The following is a 17,992-nucleotide window of genomic DNA, read 5'->3' on the forward strand; positions in this document are numbered from 1 at the left end:
TTACTCTCCACTCTTCGCGGACGGCAGCCCCTCGACGGCGACCGTCTCGATCACGGTGTCCTCGTGGCGGCTCATGCCGTTGTGAATGACGAAAACCATCGCCTCCGACGCCGTCCCGGCATCGCCGGCTGCGATCGCATCGACAATCTTTTGATGCCACTGCAGCACGGTGTCGCGGTCCTCCGGATCGACCGGGGCACTGAGGAGGAACGAGGCGCGCAAGGCGGCCTCGATCACATGCCCGATCGAGCGCATGAACAGATTACCCGATGCTCGCGCCACTGCAACATGGAGCGCGAGATCGGCATCGGCAAAGCCGACGGAATCGGAAGCCTCGAGCCGCATGCGCTCCATGGTGCGGCGAAGCTCGGCGACATCCTCCTCCGACCGGTGCGCGGCCGCCAGCGCCGCCGCTCGCGGCTCGACGGCGAGCCGGATCTCGGCGAGGTCGTCGAGGAAACGCTTGTCGATGCCGGCATCGAGATGCCAGGCCAGGACGTCGGCGTCGAACATGTTCCAGGCGCCGCGCTCGCGCACGACGGTTCCGACCCGTGCTTTGGTGGTGAGCAGACCCTTGGCGACGAGCGTCTTCACACTTTCGCGCAGCACCGGCCGCGACACGCCGAACATTGCGGTCAGCTCGGCATCGCCCGGCAGCCGCGCCCCCTCGGCATAGCGGCCTGCGATGATGTCAACGCCGATCGAACGGGCCACTTCCGCATGGTTGGAATGGGCCCGGCGTGTCGGGATGACGACGATGCGCGAGGTCATGACACGGCTCCCCCAGGCTTCGCCGCCGGCCGTCGCGCCAGCGCGACCAGTCCTTGCTGCAGGGCGATGAAAGCGAACAGCAAGATTCCGGTCGCAATCTTGGTCCACCAGCTCGACAGCGTGCCGTCGAAATTGATGTAGGTCTGGATCATGCCCTGGATCAGCACGCCGAGGAACGTGCCGATCACAGAGCCCTGCCCGCCCGTCAGCAGCGTGCCGCCGATCACGACTGCAGCAATACTATCGAGCTCGACACCGACAGCAGAGAGTGAATAGCCGGCGCTGGTGTAAAAAGAGAACACGATGCCGGCCAGCCCTGCGAGCAAGCTCGAAAGCATGTAGATCTTCACCGTCATCTTGCCGACGGCGACGCCCATCAGGCTCGCGGTCGCCCGGTTACCACCGAGCGCATAGACATTCGCACCAAACCGGGTGAGCTGCAGCAGAAGTGCGCCGCCGACCACGATGACGAGCATGACGATGGCGATCGCAGTCAGCCGCCCGCCGCCGGGCATGCGCAGCGCGAAGTCCGACACCGTTGAATAAACAGGCGCGCTGATCGGCACCGATTCCGTCGAGAGCAGGAAGCTCGCGCCGCGCGCGAGGAACATGCCGGCCAGCGTCACAATGAACGGTGGCAGGTCGAAAACGTGGATAATCGCGCCCATCGCGGCGCCAAAGACCGCCGAGAGCGCGAGGATGGCGACGAAGGCGACCAGCGGCGGCACGCCCCAGTGCTCGATCGCGAGCGCGACGAACACCGTGGTGAAGCCGATCACCGACCCGACCGACAGATCGATGCCGCCGGAGATGATGACGAAGGTCATCCCGGTCGCGACGATGCCGAGGAAAGCGTTGTCGGTGAGGAGATTGCCCACCACGCGCGTGGAAGCGATGTTGGGAAACTGCACCGCGCAAGCCGCAAAGCCCGCGACGAGAACGATGGCCGTGATCAGGACGGGCGGCAGGCCTTTCATGATTTCGTCCTCCGCAGTCGCGCCATGATGCCGGCAAAGCCCGACAGTTTCGGCGACTGCAATAGCAGTACGGCCAGCACAACTACAGCCTTGACCAGCAGGTTGAACTCCGGCGGATAGCCAGAAAGTAAAATGCCGGTGTTCATGGTCTGGATGATCAGCGCACCAAGCACAGCCAAGATAAGGCTGAAGCGACCGCCGAACAGCGAGGTGCCGCCGATCACCACCGCAAGGATGGCGTCGAGCTCGAGCCAGAGGCCGGCATTGTTAGCATCAGCACCCATGATGTCGGCCGCGGCGATCACACCTGCGAGCGCAGCGCAAACACCGCACCAGACATAGACCGCCAGGATCATCGCACGCGTGCCGACGCCGGCCAGCTCGCTCGCCCGCGCATTGCCGCCGGTTGCCTCAATCAGGAGCCCGAGCGCCGAGCCGCGCACCACCGCACCTGTCAGGATCAGCATGCCGAGTGCAATCGCGACAGGCACCGGCACGCCGAGAATGGCGCCGTTGCCGAGCCAGACCAGATCGGGCGAGGTGAAGGTCACGATGCGCCCTTCGGTGATGAGCTGGGCGATACCGCGCCCCGCCACCATCAGGATCAGCGTCGCCACGATCGGCTGCATACCAAGCACGGCAACGAGGAAGCCGTTCCACAATCCGCAGACGATGCCAGCGCCAAGCGCTGCCGCCAGCACCACCGGCAGGCTGTGGCTGTCGGCCAGGCTTGCGGCGATCGCGCCGCAGATCGCCATCACCGCGCCCACTGAGAGATCGATGCCGCGCGTCGCGATCACCAGCACCATGCCAAGCGAGAGCAGCGCCACCGGCGTGCCGCGGTTGAGCACGTCGATCAGGCTGCCGAACAGCCGGCCATCCTGGAGGCGCAGGTCGAAGAATTGCGGCGACACCACGCGATCGACCGCCAGGATGACGATCAGCGCGAGGATCTGGGCAATGCCGCGGCGCGGCAACAGCGCTGTCATGTGTGGGCCTCAAGCGCAACAGCGACGTTATCGGCGGCAATGGCCGCGAGAATGTTGCCGACATCGATCGCCTCGCCCGTGAGCTCCTCGACATGGGCACGATCACGCAACACCACGACCCGGTCCGAATAAGTCACGATCTCATCGAGCTCCGAGGAGATCACGAGCAACGCCAGCCCGTCATCGCAAAGCTCGCGGATCAGGCGGATGATCTCGGCATGCGCGCCGACGTCGATGCCGCGCGTGGGCTCATCGAGCACAAGAAGACGCGGCGCAGTTGCAAGCCAGCGCGCCAGCAGCACTTTCTGCTGATTGCCGCCGGAGAGCAGGCCCACCGGGCGTTCGGGATCGGGCGGGCGGATGTCGAGCATCTTGACATAGCGGTTCGCGATCTCGTCCTGCTCGCGACGCGACAACGGCCTGTGCAGGCCGCGCTTGGCCTGAAGTGCCAGAACGATGTTCTCGCGCACTGTGAGCTCGGCAACGATGCCGTCCGTCTTGCGCTCTTCCGGGCAATAGCCAAAGCCCTGGCGCACGCCGTCGCGCGGCGACTGGAGCCGTACGGATGCGCCCTCCACCCTGGCCTGCCCGCCATCGGCGCGCTCGGCGCCGAACACCAGCCGCGCCGTCTCGGTGCGGCCCGAGCCGAGCAGGCCGGCGAGGCCGACGACCTCGCCATGACGCAGCTCGAGATTGAACGGGGCGATATAACCGGCCTTGCCGTAGTTCTCGAAACTGGCGCAGATCTCGCGCGCCTTGAGCTCGCTCGCCGCGGCTCGCGCGCTGGTGGTCTCCGCCAGCTCGCGGCCTAGCATCATCCGGATCAGCTCGAGCCGTGGCAGCGAGGCGGTCTCACGCTCGCCGACGAGGCGGCCGTTGCGCAACACGGTGATGCGGTCGGAGATCTCGTAAACCTGGTCGAGGAAATGGCTGACGAAAACGATGCCGATGCCGCGCCGGGCAAGCTGGCGCATGACGCCGAACAGGATCTCGACCTCGTGACGGTCGAGGCTCGCGGTCGGCTCGTCCAGAATTAGCACGCGCGCGGAGAGATCGACGGCGCGCGCGATTGCGGTGACATGTTGTATCGCTACCGAATAATTGCCGAGCGGCGCAGCAACGTCGAGATCGAGACCGAACTCCGTGAGCAGCGTTTTGGCGCGGCGGCGCATCTCGCCTTCGCGCACGATTCCGAAGCGCATCGGCTGGCGGTCGAGAAACAGATTCTGCGCCACCGACAGGTTCGGCAACAGATTGACCTCCTGGTAGACGGTAGCAATGCCGGCCTGGAGCGCCGCCTTGGCCGAACGCGGCGCGACCTCCTCGCCGCCGAGCCTGACAATGCCGGCATCGCGCGGGAACACGCCGGTGACGACCTTAATCAGCGTGGATTTGCCGGCGCCGTTCTCGCCGAGCAACGCATGGATCTCGCCGGCGCGAAGCGCGAAGTCGACATCCTGCAACGCGCGCACCGCACCGAAGCTCTTGCTGATCCCGCGCACCTCCAACAGGGAAGGAGCTGGATCGAGGCTGCTCTCCATGACAACGTCACTCCCACCAGCGCCCGCTCATGCGGCGGACACCCAGCCTATTCGTTCGCGCAGCGGATTCGAAGGGGAATCGCCGGACCACTGAAAGTGGTCCGGCAAAGCGCCCGCCTCAGTAACCGAGGCCCTTCTTGCTGTCGTAGATCTTCTGCGGATCATCAGCGGCGGTATAGAGCTTGGATTCGGTCTGAATCCACTTCGGCGGAACGGTGCCCTTCTCCTTGAACGCGGCGATGGCGTCGAGCGCCGGGCCCGCCATGTTCGGCGTCAGTTCCACCGTGGCATTGGCTTCGCCCGCGGCCATCGCCTTGAAGATATCGGGGACCGCGTCGATCGAAACGGTGAGGATATCCTTACCCGGCTTGAGGCCGGCTTCCTTCATCGCCTGGATCGCACCGACCATCATGTCGTCGTTGTGGGCGTAGACCGCGCAGATCGTCTTGCCGCCGCCTTCGGCCTTGATGAAGCTCTCCATCACTTCCTTGCCCTTGGCGCGGGTGAAGTCACCGGTCTGGCTGCGCACTACCTTCAGGTTGGCATGCTTGGCGATGGCGGTGTCAAAGCCCTTCTTGCGGTTGGCGGCGACGCTGGCGCCGACCGTGCCCTGCAATTCGACGATGTTGCATGCCTTGTCGCCGACGGTCTTGGCCAGCCAATCGCCGGCGACCTCGCCTTCGTGCACGCTGTCCGACGTGACGGCGGTGAGATAGAGATCCTTCCCCGACGGATCGATGTCGCGGTCGAGCAGCACGACCGGAATCTTGGCTTCCTTTGCTTCCTTCAGCACGGAATCCCAACCGGTCGAGACGACGGGCGCCAGAAAGATCGCATCGACATTCTGCGCGATGAAGGAGCGGATCGCCTTGATCTGGTTCTCCTGCTTCTGCTGCGCGTCGGCAATCTTGAGATTGACCTTGCGCTTGGCGGCCTCCTGCTTGGAAACCGAGGTCTCAGCCGCGCGCCAACCGGATTCCGATCCGATTTGCGAAAAGCCGATGGTGAGTTCGGCGGCACTGGCCGGCAGCGCAAACAGTAACGCGGCCGTGGCGCTGGCCGCAAACAGGGCTTTAGGGGTCATCAGGCGTGTCTCCCAAGATGTTATCGGGGGCGCCGATCGGTAACACGGCACCCTCAGGCCGGCCTCTCAGGCGGCGGGAGGCACTATTTCATGGAAGTATGGTTCCGTATAGTCATATTATTTGACTATTGGACAAATACGAATGGTGTAACTGGAGCTGGCGGAGATAACACGCATAGCGCGATCGTGTTCTACGTATGCAACGGAGAGATGAACGTGAGTTATTGAGATGAACCGGAGTTATTGAGATGAACCAGATCGACGGGCAAGCGGGACGGAGCGCCACACCGAGGCACACCTGCCTCGCCACGATGGCCGGCGGCTCGATGCACGTCATGCCGCGATCGCCCCAATCCTGCAACACGACCTTGCCGAGATTGGGACGCATCGCATCCTGCGTACGGTCATGATACGCAGTGCCATTGTGGTCATCGTCGAACGCGACGCAGTTGAATTCGAGCTTGAGCCCGTGCTTATTCCCGCCTGGCCTGGTAGGCACACGGAACAACATCTGGGTCGTGAATTCCATGCTGGCATGCTGAGCGAGAGCTTGCGAAGCCACCGCAAGGGTCCAGGACGCGTTCTGCCCATCAGTGGAAATGCTTCGATTGTTGATGCTGATATCGGGAATGCTGCGCGTGACGCTGAGCCCGAACGTTACCGATGCACCAACCGTCGCGGTCGGGTCCACGCCGAAAAAGCCGCCACTCGCCGAGAACGACTGACTCATTGACGTCGAATAGGAAGTCGAGCCCTGGGTCGCGCAATCATAGGCTGCGTTCTCTTGAAAAGTTGAATGCCGCATTGCGTGCCTTCCGCGCGGACGGCTGCCCGAGCGATGGCTCCAGGCATGAGCGCGGGTTTTTCGCGTTGCAAAGCCCGGCCATGGCCATCCAAAGGATGGCGCCGTTTCCGCCGGCTGATCTACCGGCCAGTCAGGGCCGGCCGCGGCAATGTCCGGACATCCGCACGAAAGTACCCTTCGCGCGGTGGCCCCGGCATGACGCCGTTCGCAAAAGATTTCGTTTCCGCGATCGCCCGCTGCGATCGCAGAAGCTAGATCAGCTGCCGTTGCGCGAGGTTCTTCATCAACGCACCGATGCCGAAGGTCCAGGGCTCGCACTCGTCGCTGGTGCGCATGCGGTTGACGAGCTTGCCGAGCTGAGGCGCGGCGATGGTGACGATGTCATCGCGCTTGTGGGTGAAGCCCTGCCCCGGCGCATCGCGATCCTTGACCGGCGCGAACATCGTGCCGAGGAACAGCACGAAGCCATCAGGATATTGATGCACCTTGCCGATGGTCTGCGCGACGAGATCGGTCGGATCACGGCTGATCTTGCTGATCGAGGAATGACCGTCGAGCACGAAACCGTCCGTCCCCTTCACATTCAGGCTGATGTCGAGCTTGCGCGCGTCGTCGAGCGTGAAGGTGTCATCGAACAGGCGCAGCAACGGACCAATCGCGCAGGATGCGTTGTTGTCCTTGGCCTTCGACAGCAGCAGTGCCGAGCGGCCCTCGAAGTCCCGCAAATTGACGTCATTGCCGAGCGTGCCGCCGACGATCTTGCCGCGGCTCGAGACGAACAGCACCAATTCCGGCTCGGGATTGTTCCAGGTCGATTTCGGATGCAGGCCGGCATCCATGCCGGTGCCGACCGAGGACAGCGTCGGCGCCTTGGTGAAGACTTCGGCGTCGGGCCCGATGCCGACCTCGAGATACTGGCTCCAGGCGTTCTGGTCGATCAGCACCTGCTTCAGGTGCATCGCCTGGTCCGAGCCCGGCTTGAGTTTCGACAGATCGTCGCCGATCAGTCGCGTGACTTCTTTCCGGATCGCTTCGGCCGAGGCCGGATTGCCCTTGGCCCGCTCCTCGATGACGCGTTCCAGCATCGAGATCGCGAAGGTGACGCCGGCGGCCTTCAAGGTCTGGAGGTCGACGGGTGCGAGCAGCCAGGGCTTGCTCGGATCGCGCCCATCGGGCGCCGTATTGGCGACGATGGTTTCGAGATCGCCGATGCGCTCGCCCCTGGTCGCGCCAAGTGCCTTGGCTGGATTGTCCTCTTCGCAGAGCGCGCTGACGGTCGGAAACCTTGCGGTGACGTCGAACACGCCCTGAGCCCGAACGGCGACGACGGCGGGACCGTTCGCCTGCGGCAGCCAGACGCGACCGACCAGCGTTCCCTTCGTTCCATCCTCTGGGAGAAGGTCCTGAACCGTCAAAGTCGTCATGGCCGGCGTCCTCGCTGTTTTTCGGACCAGCCGCGTTCGCAAGCCGCCGATCCCATTGGCGAAGACCAATAAACGTCTGGCGGGGGAAGTCCAGAGCGACAGGATGCGCCGCTGCTATGCCCCTGCCCGCGCCTTTCGCGCTGCAATCTGCTGCAGCGCCCAGCGCGCGTTCTTGCGGACATCCGGATCGAGATCGTCGGCGATCACGGCCAGGAACGCCTCGCCGTCGGAATGGGCAATCTCGCCGAGGGCTGCGGCCGCCTCTTTTCGCAAGTTGGCCTGGTCGTGATTGACGCAATTGCCGATCGGGCGCACCGCGCGCTCAACCTTCATCCGACCGAGGCTGCGGATCGCCTTCAGCCGCACCTGCCAGAATTCGTCCGCAAGGCAGGCGATGAGCTGGTCCGCGGCGATCGCGCCGTTGACATTGAGCCCCAACGTTTCCGCGGCCATCTCGCGCACCATCCAGTCGCTGTCCTTCAGCGCGCGCGTGATCGTCTCGGCAGCGGGCTTCATCTGCGAGAACGCCAGCGCGCTCACCGCGGCACGGCGGACATGGGCATCAGGATCGTTGATCAATGCGGTCAGCGCGGGAATGGATTCCTCCAGCTTGAGGAAGCCAATGACGCCGATCGCCTGCACCCGCACGGCCGCATCCGAATCTTGGAGCGCTTCCAGTGCCGGCTTCAGCGTATCCTTGGACCGCAATTCCTTCAACGCCCGCAGCGACCCCATGCGAACGAAGGCATGGGCATGCTTGACCAGTGGCAGGATGATTTCGGCGCAGGCGGGATCCTTGAACTCGGCCATGCTGTCGGCCGCCGCCGTAGCTACAATTCTCTCGGGGTCGACCAGCAGCTTCACCAGCGCGTTTGCGGCTTCCGACCCGTCGAACTCGCCGAGGGCCATAGCGACCTGCTGGCGCACGCCGGCATCGGGATCGGCGACCATGTTGGCGAGATGCGCCACCGCTGCGGGATCACCGGAATGGCCGAGCGCGATGATGGCGACGCGGCGCTCGGCGGGATCGGCAGCCTGGAGCCGCTCATCGGCGTCTTCGAGATCGTCGTAGGATTCGAACGGGCTCGACATGCTCACCTCAAGAGATAGGGAATGTTGACGGTGACGGCGCCGGTCGGGCAATCGGCCTCGCATGGCATGCAGTACCAGCACTCGTCATAGGCCATATAGGCCTTGCCGCTGATGTCGCTGATGCGGAGCACGTCGAGAGGGCAGACGTCGACGCAGACGGTGCAGCCCTTGTCGGCAATGCATTTGGCGTCGTCGACGACCACCGGAACCGATGTCTGATAGGACGCGAGAGGCATTTGATGTATCCTGTTGCTATGTTCTGGTGGATCAGGCGGTCGCGCGGATGCGCTGTTTGTCGTAGAGGTCCCTCTCGTCGTCTGCGATCGGCACGACGTAAGGATCCACCGCGCGCTTCTCGCTGGTCATCCTGCCGTCCCGCTTCGACAGCAGCGTGTGGCAGAACCAGTTCTCGTTGTCCTTCTCCGGAAAATCGGTGCGCCAGTGATAGAGGCCCCAGCGGCTCTCCTCGCGATAGAGCGAGGCATGCACGGCCATGTCGGCGCAATCCATGATCGACTGTACTTCCAGCGCGCGGAGCAGCTCGTGCGCGTTGCGCGCGATCATGCGTTCCTGCATGTCCTCGCGCACCTCGGCGAGGCGGCGCATGCCGAGTTCGTATTTACGTGTGACCTTCGGCGGCTGGAGATAGTCGTTGACGAGGCGACGGGTCTTGTACTCGACCTGGTTCGGCGGGATGCCGTCCTCACGCTTGGTCGGCGCCATGACGCGGTCGCGCTCCATCGCGACGTCGGCGGCGTCGAAATCCGCAAAATCGTGGCTGTCGGCGAATTCCATCGCGTCGATGCCGGCGACCGAGCCGTTGGTGAAGGCGCCGAGCATGTAATTGTGCGGCACGCTCGCCATGTCGCCGGCGGCGTAGAGGCCGGGCACGGTGGTGCGCGCATTGTCATCGACGAACACGCCCGAAGCGCTGTGGCCGGAGCAGAAACCGATCTCGGAAATGTGCATCTCGATCGACTCGCGACGATAGTCGACGCCGCGCCCCTGCTGGAACAGGCCGCGCGTCGGCCGCTCGACCTTGTGCAGAGTGGATTCGATTTCGGAGATGGTCTCCGGATGGAGATGCTTGAGCTGCAGGAACACCGGACCCTTGCCTGACAGCAGCTCGTTGTAGAACTCCAGCATCATCTGGCCAGACCAGTAATCGCATTCGATGAACCGGGAGCCTTCGTTGTTGGCCGTGAAGGCGCCGAACGGACCGGCAACATAGGCGCAGGCCGGGCCGTTATAGTCCTTGATCAGCGGATTGATCTGGTAGCATTCGAGGTTCGCGAGCGCCGCACCGGCGTGATAGGCCATCGAGTAGCCGTCGCCGGAATTGGCGGCATTCTCGTAGGTGCCGAACATGTAACCGGACGTCGGCAGACCCAGCCGGCCGGCGGCGCCCATGCAGAGGATCACGGCCTTGGCCTTGATCACCAGGATCTCGGCCGTGCGGGTGTTCACGGAGATGGCGCCGGCGATGCGGCCGTCCAACGATTTCAGCAGCCGCGTCGCCATGTAGCGGTTGGAGATCAGGATGCGGGCACGGCGAAGCTGGCGATAGAGCGCCTTCTTCACGGTCTCGCCGTTCGGCATCGGCAGTACATAGGTGCCGATGTGGTGCACCTTCTTGACAGCATAGTCGCCGTTCTCGTTCTTCAGGAAGCGGATGCCGAAACTGTCGAGCTCCTCGATGATCGAGTAGCAGTTCTGCGCGTATTTATAGACCGCCTTCTGATCGACGATGCCGTCATTGGCGATGGTGATTTCCTTGGTGTACTGCTCCGGCGTCGCATAGCCGGGTATGACGGCGTTGTTCAGCCCGTCCATGCCCATCGAGATCGCGCCGGAGCGCTTGACGTTGGCCTTTTCGAGCAGGACGACATTGGCCTTCGGATTCTTCAACTTCGCCTTCAGCGCCGCCATCGGGCCGGCCGTGCCGCCGCCTATGACGAGCACATCGCAGGAAACCTCCGAAAGTCCGTCGACGATTTGATCTGGTGCCATCGCTTGCTCCTGGTTCGCCGCGTGTCCGGCGCCGTTGCATCAGATTTGTTCAGGGGACGTGCCGGCGATAGCAATTAGTTGTCGCCGGGACGCGATTTGCGGCTCAGCGCTCGACAAAGGCCTTTTCGATCACGAAATGGCCGGGCTGGCTGTGGTTGCCCTCGCCGAAGCCGCGATCGGAAAACATCGCGTGCAGCTCCTCGAGCATCGCCGGGCTGCCGCAGAGCATGATGCGGTCGGTCTCGATATCGAGGCCGGACTGGCCGATATCCTCGAACAGCTGATTGGACGCAATCAGGTCTGTGATGCGACCGCGGTTGCGGAACGGCTCGCGGGTGACGGTGGGATAGTAGACGAGCTTGTCGCGGATTAAGGGACCGAAGAACTCATGGTTGCGCAGGCCCTCGACGACGTGCTCGCCATAGGCGAGCTCGGGGACCTGGCGACAGCCATGGGCGAGCACGATGGTCTCGTAGTTTTCGTAGACGTCCGGATCCTTGATCAGGCTGGCGAAGGGCGCAAGGCCCGTGCCGGTCGAGAGCAGCAGCAGACGCCTGCCGGGAATGAGATTGCCGGTGATGAGCGTACCCGTAGCCTTGCGGCCGACCAGGATGATGTCGCCTTCCCCGATCTTCTGCAGGCGCGAAGTCAGCGGGCCATCCTGCACCTTGATCGAGAAGAACTCGAGCGCTTCCTCGTGATTGGCACTGGCCATGCTGTAGGCCCGCATCAACGGCTTGCCCTCGACCTCCAGCCCGATCATGGCGAACTGACCATTCTGGAAGCGAAAGCCGGGATCGCGCGTCGCGGTGAAGCTGAACAGGGACTCGGTCCAATGCCGGACCGACAGAACCGTTTCCTTCTGAAATGCGCTCATTATCTCTCCTTCTCGATGACGCCAAGGTCACGGAGAGCGGGGAGTCCGGCAATTCGGAAGTGAATTTCCTGGTCGATTAGTTTCACATTTCGCGGGCGCCAATCGAACGGAAGGCACGCGGTCATGCCCGCGGCGGCAATTAGTTGCTATTCCCGTACGCCCGCGACGACATAGACAGAAGCCGGAGGTTCGTCATGACCATGACTGCATTGGTTGCACCGACCGTGGCCGGCTATGAAGCGAGCGCCGATCTCGCCGCGCTCCTCGTGCGCACTGCCCAGGACAATGCGCTGAGCGTTCCCGCCGAAAAACTCCGCCTCTCCTGCAAATGCGCCCACTGTACTCGCGCCCGCTTCGACGGCCGCTTCCCCGAAAGGTTTCCCGGCATCGCCATCACCGAGATCGGCGATCTCGGCTATGGGCTGAACATCTCGTTTTCGGACGGGCACAAAAGGGGCATCTACCCGAAACCCTATCTGCTGAGCCTGGCGGGGCGGTAAGCGCCCGCTTGCCCACGCATCTGGCACGGACATTGCTCTTCTTTAGAACGGTTTGAACGTTCCGGAGGCAGAGGATGTTGCAGGCGGCGGGTGTGGTTCGCGGGACTGTTCCGCCGGCGGTCCGGCCTGCGGGCAGTTCCTCGCTGCTGCTCACGGAGAACCGGCAGTGGATCGGCGGACCACCGCCGTTGATGGACAAGCTTAACCCGCGCGAGCGGGAACTGGTGCTGAAGCAGGGCCGGCGGAAGGTGCTCAACCGCGGCCAGACGCTGTTCAGCCAGGGCGGCAGGCACGACGGCATCTGGTTGATTGAAAGCGGCCGAATCCGCGTGTTCTACACCTCCCCGCTCGGGCGCGAGATCACACTGGCTTACTGGCATGTCGGCAATTTCGTCGGCGGGCCCGAAGTGTTCGAGGGCACCGTGCATCAATGGTCCGGCGTCGCATCCAGCAATTGCAGCGTTGTGCACCTGCCTGGAAAGGAGCTGCGGTCCCTTGCCGCAAAGATCCCGAATCTGGCGATCGGCTTGATTGAAGGCTTGACCTTCAAAGGGAAGTGCTATTCGGCCCTCGCGCAAATGCTGGGAACGCGTTCGATCACGCAGCGCCTCGCGCATCTGCTCTTGCATCTCGTCGAGCTCTACGGCGTCGAGGACGCCGACGGCCGCGTCATCGCGGCCGCTTTCACCCATGCCGACATCGCCCACATGGTCGGCGCCACCAGGCAATGGGTCACGATCAGTTTGAAGCGGATGCAAGAGAAGGGAATCGTCCTGACCAAGCGCTCGCAGATCGTGATCTGCCGAACCGACGTGCTGGAGGAAATGCGCGGCCACGCCTCCGACTGAGGGAATTCGCGAGCAAGGCCCGTGCATAGACAAGCGGTTTTATAGTGCAGGACTGCCCAAGGAGTATGCAATCAACTTTTCGCGGCAACTAATCGACTGCGGCGGTCATTCCGGATTTGCCCTGTCCGACCCCTCCTCCAATCATGGCAACCACAGCACATCCAACTGAATGAGGATGAGAATGGCCCGCCATCTTCCCACGCTCTCGATCGCGATGTCGGTGACATCGCTGGCACTTCTAGCTGCGCAGCCGGCCTCGGCGGAAACCGTCACGCTCGGCATCGGGACGCAGGATACCACGACCAACACGGTGACCGCGGGCATCGTCATCCGCCAGCTTCATCTTCTCGAAAGATACCTGCCGACGTCAGGCAAGTACGCCAACATCAAGTTCGAGCTGGAATGGCAGAACTTTACGTCGGGTCCGCCCGTCACCAACGCGATGATGGCGAACAAGCTGCAGATCGGCATGATGGGCGACTACCCGCTGATCGTGAACGGCTTCACCTTCGAGAGCAATCCCGAGAGCAAGAGCCGGCTGATCGGCATCGCTGCCTACAGCCTCGAAGGCTCCGGCAACGGCATCGTCGTTCATAAGGATTCGCCCTACTACGATCTCGCCGATCTCAAGGGCAAGCTCGTCAGTGTGCCCTTCGGCTCCGCCGCGCACGGCATGGTGCTGAAGGCGATGCAGGATCGCGGCTACGCGACCGACTTCTTCCAGCTCGTCAGCCAGAGCCCGGAAGTCGGTTCGACCAATCTCCAGGAGAAGAAGATCGACGCCCATGCCGACTTCGTTCCCTTCGCCGAGTTACTGCCGTTCCGCGGTTTCGCTCGAAAGATCTTCGATGGCGTCGAGACGAATCTGCCGACCTTCCACGGCATCGTCGTCCGCACCGATTTCGCCGAAAAATATCCTGAAGTCGTCGTCGCCTACTTCAAGGCGTTGATCGCCGCCAACCAATGGCTGCGCGACGATCCCAAGCTCGCGGCCGAAAAGATTCAGGAATGGACCGGAATCAACAAGGAGGTCGTCTACATCTACCTCGGCCCCGGCGGCAACATGACCACCGATCCCACCGTCAAGCCGGCGTTGGTCGATGCCGCGACAGCCGAAGTCAAGGTGCTGCAGAATCTCGGCCGCATGAAAGAGTTCGATCCGAAGAAGTGGGTCGACGACAGGTATGTCCGCAAGGCCTTTGCCGAGATGAAGCTCGACTATGACGCGCAGCTTGCGAGCACCAAGAACTACGAGATTTCCGGCCAGGACTCGTTCTGCAAGAAGCCGATCACTGACCCGCGCAAAGCCGGCGAGGTCTGGGTCAACGATGCCGGCATCATGCCGTTCTCGTCCGCCGCCTGCACGCTCGGAGCCTACGCCGACTTCAAGGCCAAGGGCAAGAAGATCGACGTCGCCTATGTCTTCGATACCACGCGCGGCATCAAGCTGTTCGCCGACCAGGCCTTCTTCGCGGTCGGCAACGGCGACGTCGCGCCGTTCCTGCTCAAGAAGGACGCGGAGGCCTATGCCGCCAAGATCGGCGGGAAGGTGCTCGGCTTCGACGACGCGGTGAAGGCCGCCGTCGGCGGAGGCAAGACGTGAGCAGTCCCGCCCTCGTCAGACACCCCGAGGACAACATGCCGGCAACAGCAGCACTTCCGGAGGCGGTCCGCGCGCCCACTGTCACATCGCCCGCAACACCATCTTCATTCGGTACGCTCGCGCTACGCTGGTATCGACTAAACCAGGGACGACTGCGCGCCACCGCGATCGGCGTGACTTCGCTGCTCGCATTCCTGCTGGTCTGGCACCTGCTCACGACCTACCGGGTCGTCTTCTTTGTGCGCTTCGTCAACGTGCCGGCGCCGCTCGCAGTCTATGCGAGCTTCACCAAGGCGATTCACGACCCTCACTTTCTGATGCATATCGTGCTGAGCTGCCGGCGCATCTTCATCGGCTTCTCGCTCGCGGCCGTGGTCGGCGTGCCGCTCGGCCTGATCATGGGACGCTTCAAGCTGGTGCACGAGGTCGTCTTCCCGGTCGCTGAAGTGCTGCGGCCGATCCCCGCGATCGCCTGGGTGCCGATGGCGATCATGCTTTGGCCGACCAACGAGCAGAGCATCGTCTTCATCACCTTTCTCGGATCGTTCTTCCCGATCCTGGTCAACACGCTGCACGGCATGTCGCTGGTCGATCCCGTGCTGGTGCGCGCCGCGCAGTGTCTTGGCGCGCGCGAACGCTCGATCTTCCGGGAGGTCTACTTTCCCGCCTCGCTGCCGCACATCTTCACCGGCCTCACGGTGGGCATGGGTGTTGCCTGGGTCTCACTGATCGCCGCCGAGATGATCTCGGGCCAATACGGCATCGGCTATTTCACCTGGGAAGCCTATTCGCTGGTCCAGTATGCCGACATCGCGCTCGGCATGATCGCGATCGGCGTGCTTGGCCTCGGATCGAGCCTGCTGATCAGAGGCGCAGGACATCTGGTGATGCCGTGGAGGTCGACGAGATGAGTGAGACCCTGGCGAGCGAGCCAAAAGGCCATATCGAGGTCACGAACTTCTCCCTCAGCTATGACAGTATCGAGGGTCCGGTTCAGGCCGTCACCGATACCCAGATCCATGTGAACCCCGGCGAGTTCGTCTCAATCGTCGGCCCCTCCGGCTGTGGGAAGTCGACGCTGCTCAACGCAGTCGCGGGCTTCCTCAAACCCACGACGGGCATCGTCACCGTCGACGGCGAGCGCGTGAACGGGCCCAGCGCCGAACGCGGCATGGTGTTCCAGCAATATTCGCTGTTTCCCTGGAAAACGGTGCGGGAGAATGTGGAGTTCGGCCTGAAAATGCGCGGCATGCCGCGTTCGCAGCGCGAGCGCGCCGCGCGCACGCTGCTCGGACTCGCTGGACTCGAAGCGTTCGAGAAGCACTATCCGGAAAAGCTCTCCGGCGGCATGAAGCAGCGCGTTGGCATCGTCCGCGCGCTGGCGACCGGACCAAAGGTATTGCTGCTCGACGAGCCCTTCGGGGCGCTCGACGCGCAAACGCGGGTCATCATGCAGCAGATCCTCACCAACATGTGGCAGCGGCTGAAGATCTCGGTGCTGTTCGTCACCCACGACATTGATGAAGCGATCTTCCTCTCCGACCGCGTCTACTGCATGACCGCCCGCCCCGGCTCGATCAAGGCGGAGATTCCGATTCCCCTTGAGCGGCCGCGGCAGCAGTCGATGATGATGTCGTCGGAATTCCTGGCGCTGCGCCGTGGGCTGATGTCGCTGATCCGCGAGGAAAGCCTCAAAGCGATGGGCGGCGAGATCAACGACATGGGCATGCAGGGGCTGAATATCGAGCTGCATGGCCATTCGCTGGCGGATGTGATCTGACTAGTACACGGTGATGACCGTCTCATAGCGTGGGCAAAGCGCAAGCGTGCCCACCATTCTTCATCTCAGAATATTTTACCAGATGGCGGGCACGGCGCTTCCCGCCATGTGCCTCCTACGATCGCGCGCGCGCCGTTCCTCACTTGAACCAGTGCACCAGCGCAATGCTGATGCCGAGCAGCAACATCAGGGACAGCGTCACCGCCGCTGTCACCCTGCCCCCCACGTTCGCGAGCACGCGCACGTCGACGCCAAGACCAAGCGCGGCCATCGAGACCACCGTAAGGAAAGTCGTGATCTTCGTCACCGGTCCGACCACGGTAGCCGGCACAATCTCGAGCGAGCGCAATGTCGCCAGCGCGAGAAAGCCGAGGATAAACCAGGGCACCAGGCGGAAGAAGCCGATGTTGGTCTTCTTGGCGTCGGCCTGCCAACGTGCAGCGACGAGGGACAGGCCGACGACGACGGGCCCGAGCATCAAGACGCGCATCAGCTTGACCAGCGTGCCGATCTGCGTGGAAATCAGGCCTGCCGGCACCGTCGCCGCCAGCACCTGAGGCACGGCATAAACGGTCAGGCCTGCGAGGATGCCGTATTGCGTCGCCGTCAGTTGCAGCAGCGGGATCAGCAGCGGCAGGCCCAGCACCATCATCACGCCGAGGATCGCAGTGAAGGAGATCGAGGAAGCGATCTCGTCGCTGTTGGCGCCGATGATCGGCGCCACCGCCGCGATCGCCGAATTGCCGCAGATCGAGTTGCCACAGGCGATCAGGATCGACAACCGGGTCGACAGCCCAAGCATTCGGCTGAGGCCGAAGGAGACGCAGAGCGCGACAACAACCACCGCCGCAATCGAAGCCAGCAGTGCAATGCCCGAGGCCGCGATGGCGGCAAAGCTGATGGAGGCGCCGAGCAGCATGACCGCAACCTCAAGGAGCTGCTTGGCGCTGAAAGCGATGCCGGCCTGCCAGCGCGGCGCCGGCCTCCAGAAGGTGCGCACGGCCATCCCCAGCAGGATCGCCATCACCAGCGCCTCGATATAGGGATGCTCAAAGATTCCGAGTTCGGCCCGTTCCAGCAGGGCCGAGACACCGGCGACCGCCGTACAGAGAAGGATGCCGGGAATCAGCGCGAGGACGCGGCTGGCAGCGGTGGCGGGCTTGGCGGCGGCCGGGCTGGATGCTTGATTCTGCGACACAAATCTCTCCCTGAGGAGAAAGATTTATACGCAGCACTATTCGGTTGGGGAATAAGTTTTCGACATATCAGGGCCGAGGGAAGTTTGATCCTCGGCGCGGAATAATCCGCCAGGTTGATCTTAGAACAACAGGTTCTTGGCGAGCGAGGCCACGTGGCTGAAGCTGTCATAGACGCCCGGCTCGAAGAACGCGGCGCGTGCCAGCACGATGGCGGCGACCAGCGACCAGAACAGGCCGGTGCCGGCCCGAAGCAGGAGCTTGGACGCACGCGACCGCGGCTGGGCGTCCGTTGCGGACACCAGCTGCTCGCCGAAGGGCTCAAATCCAGTGCGTTCCATGGCCGTGAATCCATCAAATCCTGATCGGGAATGTCGTCGTTTCGGACCCAAACGGCAATGGAAGCGATTGGCGTTTTTGCCCTTCGGAGGGAAAACTCCTTCCGTGAGACGGCCCAGAGGCGATGGTTTTCTTCTTCCGCCCTATTCCGGCACC

Annotated in this window: 18 protein-coding genes; 5 read left to right on the top strand and 13 right to left on the bottom strand. The window is 63.1% G+C overall.

Annotated features, from left to right (window positions below):
- The 11 genes from XH88_RS05485 to XH88_RS05535 form a co-directional block, all read right to left on the bottom strand.
- Complete coding sequence (locus tag XH88_RS05485; RefSeq protein WP_271614400.1) at window positions 1-771, bottom strand: FadR/GntR family transcriptional regulator; 771 nt, start codon at window positions 769-771, stop codon at window positions 1-3.
- The gene (gene yjfF / locus XH88_RS05490) at window positions 768-1,748 is read right to left on the bottom strand and encodes a galactofuranose ABC transporter, permease protein YjfF (RefSeq protein ID WP_271614401.1); all 981 of its coding nucleotides are present in this window, start codon (window positions 1,746-1,748) and stop codon (window positions 768-770) included. Before yjfF ends, XH88_RS05485 begins: the two co-directional genes overlap by 4 nt.
- Window positions 1,745-2,737 (bottom strand): ABC transporter permease, encoded by a 993-nt coding sequence (locus XH88_RS05495; protein ID WP_271614402.1) that lies wholly within the window; start codon window positions 2,735-2,737, stop codon window positions 1,745-1,747. Before XH88_RS05495 ends, yjfF begins: the two co-directional genes overlap by 4 nt.
- Window positions 2,734-4,278 (bottom strand): sugar ABC transporter ATP-binding protein, encoded by a 1,545-nt coding sequence (locus XH88_RS05500; protein WP_271614403.1) that lies wholly within the window; start codon window positions 4,276-4,278, stop codon window positions 2,734-2,736. The genes XH88_RS05495 and XH88_RS05500 overlap by 4 nt, the downstream gene beginning before the upstream one ends.
- A gap of 118 nt (window positions 4,279-4,396) precedes the next feature.
- A complete protein-coding gene (gene ytfQ, locus XH88_RS05505; protein WP_271614404.1) occupies window positions 4,397-5,362 on the bottom strand; it encodes a galactofuranose ABC transporter, galactofuranose-binding protein YtfQ in 966 nt (321 codons plus the stop codon).
- 112 nt (window positions 5,363-5,474) lie between these two features.
- Window positions 5,475-6,167, bottom strand: coding sequence for a hypothetical protein (locus XH88_RS05510; RefSeq protein ID WP_271614405.1), 693 nt, complete (start codon window positions 6,165-6,167; stop codon window positions 5,475-5,477).
- Window positions 6,168-6,418: 251 nt separating this feature from the next.
- The gene (locus XH88_RS05515) at window positions 6,419-7,591 is read right to left on the bottom strand and encodes a fumarylacetoacetate hydrolase family protein (RefSeq protein ID WP_271614406.1); all 1,173 of its coding nucleotides are present in this window, start codon (window positions 7,589-7,591) and stop codon (window positions 6,419-6,421) included.
- Between the two features lie 114 nt (window positions 7,592-7,705).
- Window positions 7,706-8,683, bottom strand: a complete 978-nt coding sequence (locus XH88_RS05520) for a HEAT repeat domain-containing protein (RefSeq protein WP_271614407.1) — start codon at window positions 8,681-8,683, stop codon at window positions 7,706-7,708.
- Between the two features lie 2 nt (window positions 8,684-8,685).
- The gene (locus XH88_RS05525) at window positions 8,686-8,919 is read right to left on the bottom strand and encodes a 4Fe-4S dicluster domain-containing protein (protein ID WP_271614408.1); all 234 of its coding nucleotides are present in this window, start codon (window positions 8,917-8,919) and stop codon (window positions 8,686-8,688) included.
- A gap of 31 nt (window positions 8,920-8,950) precedes the next feature.
- A complete protein-coding gene (locus tag XH88_RS05530) occupies window positions 8,951-10,693 on the bottom strand; it encodes a fumarate reductase/succinate dehydrogenase flavoprotein subunit (RefSeq protein WP_271614409.1) in 1,743 nt (580 codons plus the stop codon).
- Window positions 10,694-10,796: 103 nt separating this feature from the next.
- Entirely contained in the window at window positions 10,797-11,570 is a 774-nt protein-coding gene (locus XH88_RS05535) for a ferredoxin--NADP reductase (RefSeq protein ID WP_271614410.1), read from the bottom strand.
- 194 nt (window positions 11,571-11,764) lie between these two features.
- On the opposite strand from XH88_RS05535, the gene XH88_RS05540 reads away from it, so the two are divergent.
- The 5 genes from XH88_RS05540 to XH88_RS05560 all read left to right on the top strand — a co-directional run bounded on the left by XH88_RS05540 (window position 11,765) and on the right by XH88_RS05560 (window position 16,301).
- Window positions 11,765-12,070 (top strand): gamma-butyrobetaine hydroxylase-like domain-containing protein, encoded by a 306-nt coding sequence (locus XH88_RS05540; RefSeq protein ID WP_271614411.1) that lies wholly within the window; start codon window positions 11,765-11,767, stop codon window positions 12,068-12,070.
- A gap of 74 nt (window positions 12,071-12,144) precedes the next feature.
- Window positions 12,145-12,918, top strand: a complete 774-nt coding sequence (locus tag XH88_RS05545; protein ID WP_271614412.1) for a Crp/Fnr family transcriptional regulator — start codon at window positions 12,145-12,147, stop codon at window positions 12,916-12,918.
- A gap of 181 nt (window positions 12,919-13,099) precedes the next feature.
- The gene (locus XH88_RS05550; protein WP_271614413.1) at window positions 13,100-14,521 is read left to right on the top strand and encodes an ABC transporter substrate-binding protein; all 1,422 of its coding nucleotides are present in this window, start codon (window positions 13,100-13,102) and stop codon (window positions 14,519-14,521) included.
- Entirely contained in the window at window positions 14,518-15,432 is a 915-nt protein-coding gene (locus tag XH88_RS05555) for an ABC transporter permease (protein ID WP_271614414.1), read from the top strand. The genes XH88_RS05550 and XH88_RS05555 overlap by 4 nt, the downstream gene beginning before the upstream one ends.
- Window positions 15,429-16,301 (top strand): ABC transporter ATP-binding protein, encoded by an 873-nt coding sequence (locus XH88_RS05560; protein WP_271614415.1) that lies wholly within the window; start codon window positions 15,429-15,431, stop codon window positions 16,299-16,301. Before XH88_RS05555 ends, XH88_RS05560 begins: the two co-directional genes overlap by 4 nt.
- 139 nt (window positions 16,302-16,440) lie before the next feature.
- Here the strand turns inward: XH88_RS05560 and XH88_RS05565 are convergent, their stop codons facing one another.
- Complete coding sequence (locus tag XH88_RS05565) at window positions 16,441-17,499, bottom strand: YeiH family protein (protein WP_271614416.1); 1,059 nt, start codon at window positions 17,497-17,499, stop codon at window positions 16,441-16,443.
- Window positions 17,500-17,619: 120 nt separating this feature from the next.
- On the bottom strand, window positions 17,620-17,838 hold the full coding sequence (locus tag XH88_RS05570) for a hypothetical protein (protein ID WP_271614417.1): 219 nt from the start codon (window positions 17,836-17,838) through the stop codon (window positions 17,620-17,622).
- Window positions 17,839-17,992: the final 154 nt, after the last annotated feature.

Origin of the sequence: Bradyrhizobium sp. CCBAU 51627 (assembly GCF_028128765.1) — a bacterium.
Classification (GTDB): Bacteria; Pseudomonadota; Alphaproteobacteria; order Rhizobiales; family Xanthobacteraceae; genus Bradyrhizobium.

Excerpts from the sequence above, each read along its gene's own strand:
- XH88_RS05485 (WP_271614400.1), bottom strand. The coding sequence starts at position 771 with ATGACCTCGCGCATCGTCGTCATCCCGACACGCCGGGCCCATTCCAAC.
- yjfF (WP_271614401.1), bottom strand. The coding sequence starts at position 1,748 with ATGAAAGGCCTGCCGCCCGTCCTGATCACGGCCATCGTTCTCGTCGCG.
- XH88_RS05495 (WP_271614402.1), bottom strand. The coding sequence starts at position 2,737 with ATGACAGCGCTGTTGCCGCGCCGCGGCATTGCCCAGATCCTCGCGCTG.
- XH88_RS05500 (WP_271614403.1), bottom strand. The coding sequence starts at position 4,278 with ATGGAGAGCAGCCTCGATCCAGCTCCTTCCCTGTTGGAGGTGCGCGGG.
- ytfQ (WP_271614404.1), bottom strand. The coding sequence starts at position 5,362 with ATGACCCCTAAAGCCCTGTTTGCGGCCAGCGCCACGGCCGCGTTACTG.
- XH88_RS05510 (WP_271614405.1), bottom strand. The coding sequence starts at position 6,167 with ATGCGGCATTCAACTTTTCAAGAGAACGCAGCCTATGATTGCGCGACC.
- XH88_RS05515 (WP_271614406.1), bottom strand. The coding sequence starts at position 7,591 with ATGACGACTTTGACGGTTCAGGACCTTCTCCCAGAGGATGGAACGAAG.
- XH88_RS05520 (WP_271614407.1), bottom strand. The coding sequence starts at position 8,683 with ATGTCGAGCCCGTTCGAATCCTACGACGATCTCGAAGACGCCGATGAG.
- XH88_RS05525 (WP_271614408.1), bottom strand. The coding sequence starts at position 8,919 with ATGCCTCTCGCGTCCTATCAGACATCGGTTCCGGTGGTCGTCGACGAC.
- XH88_RS05530 (WP_271614409.1), bottom strand. The coding sequence starts at position 10,693 with ATGGCACCAGATCAAATCGTCGACGGACTTTCGGAGGTTTCCTGCGAT.
- XH88_RS05535 (WP_271614410.1), bottom strand. The coding sequence starts at position 11,570 with ATGAGCGCATTTCAGAAGGAAACGGTTCTGTCGGTCCGGCATTGGACC.
- XH88_RS05540 (WP_271614411.1), top strand. The coding sequence starts at position 11,765 with ATGACCATGACTGCATTGGTTGCACCGACCGTGGCCGGCTATGAAGCG.
- XH88_RS05545 (WP_271614412.1), top strand. The coding sequence starts at position 12,145 with ATGTTGCAGGCGGCGGGTGTGGTTCGCGGGACTGTTCCGCCGGCGGTC.
- XH88_RS05550 (WP_271614413.1), top strand. The coding sequence starts at position 13,100 with ATGGCCCGCCATCTTCCCACGCTCTCGATCGCGATGTCGGTGACATCG.
- XH88_RS05560 (WP_271614415.1), top strand. The coding sequence starts at position 15,429 with ATGAGTGAGACCCTGGCGAGCGAGCCAAAAGGCCATATCGAGGTCACG.
- XH88_RS05570 (WP_271614417.1), bottom strand. The coding sequence starts at position 17,838 with ATGGAACGCACTGGATTTGAGCCCTTCGGCGAGCAGCTGGTGTCCGCA.